The organism is Carboxylicivirga mesophila, from assembly GCF_018271975.1.
GTDB lineage: Bacteria > Bacteroidota > Bacteroidia > Bacteroidales > Marinilabiliaceae > Carboxylicivirga > Carboxylicivirga mesophila.
This window is the reverse complement of the sequence record NZ_JAGUCN010000052.1, coordinates 1-2,916: the sequence shown is the minus strand read 5'-3', so window position 1 is coordinate 2,916 and position 2,916 is coordinate 1. Positions and strand designations below refer to the sequence as shown.

Below are 2,916 nucleotides of genomic sequence, written 5' to 3'. Positions count from 1 at the left end.
AGTATGCAACCCTGAAATGGGTTGAATGTTGATTATTAGAACGATGTTTGGGCCCAATGACATTGGTTTGTCTTACCACGCTAATAGTCATGAGCCAATGGCTTTTCCAGGAATGAATCAATTACTAGATATGATTACTAATCCTTAGTTGAACCCGCTTCGGGGTTCTTTTTGTGATTCGCTCTTATTCCATGGGCTTCACCCATGGTTATTATTGTACAATCCTTTCAGGGTAAAAATGTCTACAGGACATTAACTATAATAGCCCCGTGCGAAGCGCGGGGTACTGAAAAAGGAGAGTATGCAACCCTGAAATGGGTTGAATGTTGATTATTAGAACGATGTTTAGGCGCATTAGAACCCGCCTGTTTGTTCTTCCTATAAGCTATCAGCCATGAGACATCAGCTGAAAGTCTTAGCCAGAATAATGGTTTAAACAGGAACTGTCCCACAGACTTTACTAATAAGCGCTAGTTCTTATCCCTCAGCTTTTTCAAACAATTTTTACTACTTTTGTAGTCCTTTTTAAATACCGATAACAACAAAAATAAAATAACAGTTATGGCTGATTATAAAGTAGCTGACCTGAGTTTGGCTGATTACGGAAGAAAAGAGATTAACATCGCCGAGAAGGAGATGCCTGGTTTGATGGCCCTTCGCGCCAAGTACGGTGCCGAAAAGCCTTTGAAAGGGGCGCGTGTAATGGGTTCGTTACACATGACTATTCAAACGGCTGTATTGATTGAAACGCTGGTAGAGCTGGGTGCCGATGTACGCTGGTGTAGCTGTAACATTTACAGTACACAAGACCATGCAGCAGCTGCTATTGCCGAAGCTGGAGTGCCTGTGTTTGCCTGGAAAGGTGAGACACTGGAAGAGTACTGGTGGTGTACCGAAAAAGCCCTGAACTTTGGTGATGGCCTTGGTCCGGATATGATTGTGGACGATGGAGGCGACGCTACTTTGATGATCCATAAAGGAGTTGAAGCATTAAGCAATGCAGCTATCCTGGATGCTGACTACAGTGGCGAAGGTGAGGACTTCCGCGAGCTGATGGCTTTGGTGAAGCGTACTTTTAACGAAGACCCACAGCGCTGGAAGAAGGTAGCCGACGGCATTAAGGGTGTGAGTGAAGAAACCACTACTGGTGTACACCGTTTGTACCAGATGATGGAGCGCGGTGAGTTGCTGTTCCCTGCTATTAACGTAAACGACTCAGTAACCAAGTCGAAGTTTGATAACCTGTATGGCTGTCGCGAGAGTTTGGCCGATGGTATCAAGCGCGGTACTGACGTGATGGTAGCCGGTAAAACAGTGGTAGTATGCGGATACGGTGATGTGGGTAAAGGCTGTGCGCAAAGTATGCGTGGTTTTGGTGCCCGTGTGATTGTTACCGAGATTGACCCTATCTGTGCATTACAGGCAGCTATGGAAGGTTATGAGGTATCAACTGTTGAGGATGCTTTGAGTGAAGCCAATATTGTGGTGACCACAACCGGTAACAAAGATGTGATTACCCTTGAGCACATGAAGCAGATGAAGGACCAGACCATTGTGTGTAACATCGGTCACTTCGATAATGAGATACAGGTAGAGAAGCTGGAGAACTACCCTGGTATTAAGGAAATCAATATCAAGCCACAGGTAGATCAGTTTGAGTTCCCTGACGGACATAGCATCATCCTGTTGTCGCGCGGTCGTTTGGTGAACCTGGGTAATGCAACAGGCCACCCAAGTTTTGTGATGAGTAACTCATTTACCAACCAGACACTGGCTCAGATTGAAATCTGGAAGAACAACTACGAGGTAGGCGTTTATACATTGCCTAAGCACCTTGATGAGGAAGTAGCTCGCCTACACCTGGCTCAGTTAGGCGTTAAGCTAACTCGCCTGAGCGATGAGCAGGCTGCTTATATCGGTGTTAATCCTGATGGCCCATATAAGCCAGAGCACTACCGTTACTAATTAGTTAATAGTAGCAATATCATATAGAGCCGTTCTCACTGCGAGAGCGGCTTTTTTGTCTTTCATCCGTTTAAATGGATTTCCCCCATCGGCTTACAGCCACTTCCCCCAGGGGAAGATTTTTAGTGGCGGCTTGGTTAATGTGGATTGTTCCTTTATGCGAACCAATTTCAGCAGACCCGTGCAACGTCTAAACACAGTTTCGAATGGGCCAGGAGCATGCAGAACCAAATGATTGTTCAAGCCCTGACCTCGGCAACGCAGTCTGGGACCCACTCATTGAGTGAAAGAAAGGAAGATTTGGAGCATGAAATGTAAATCTTCCCTGTAATGAAATGTTAGTGGGTAGACGAGTGCTGTAGTCTTGATTTTTTGGCTTCTTTTTTATCAAGCAAAAAGAAGCAGCCTGTCCGGCTTGAAAATGTCATTAAGTTAGCAGCCTCCCTCACGCTCACCCTTTGCTTCCCTAAAGGGAACAGCGCGCAAGGTTAGCCCCTTTAGGGGTTTGGGGTAATATGGGGAGGTGTTTAAAGGCACTTAAAACCCTTAACTTAATGACAATGGTCCGGATTGAGGACAATGCTTTTTGGTGCTTAGTTTTGTTCCTTTCCTTTGGCATTGCCCCAAAGGAAACCAAAAGTCTAGTTCCATTGAAGCTTCCATTGCACTGTACCTGCGTTATTACCGCAATTATTTACTTCTGCTATGCCTGGTAGGTCAGAGGAAAAAATTAGTGTATCCCACCGCTGGCCCGCCAATGGAACAGGCCCTCGCTCTATCAAAACACGGTTTTGATTTATGCAATAAAAGCCATTAACCAGGTTTTCACTAGCGCAAATGGATTTCCCCCTTGGCGAACTACCCTTTACCATTATTATTGTTTAATATACTCATGGCTAGTCTATAACCCTCGTATTTTAATTTAAATCTATCCAGTCCTTGTTTGATGGA

Annotated in this window: 1 protein-coding gene; it reads left to right on the top strand. The window is 45.0% G+C overall.

Translation table 11 applies throughout. From position 1 onward, the window contains the following. Positions 1–561: 561 nt before the first annotated feature. Positions 562–1,965 (top strand): adenosylhomocysteinase, encoded by a 1,404-nt coding sequence (gene ahcY, locus KEM09_RS21665; protein ID WP_212232023.1) that lies wholly within the window; start codon positions 562–564, stop codon positions 1,963–1,965. The last annotated feature ends 951 nt before the right edge of the window (positions 1,966–2,916 follow it).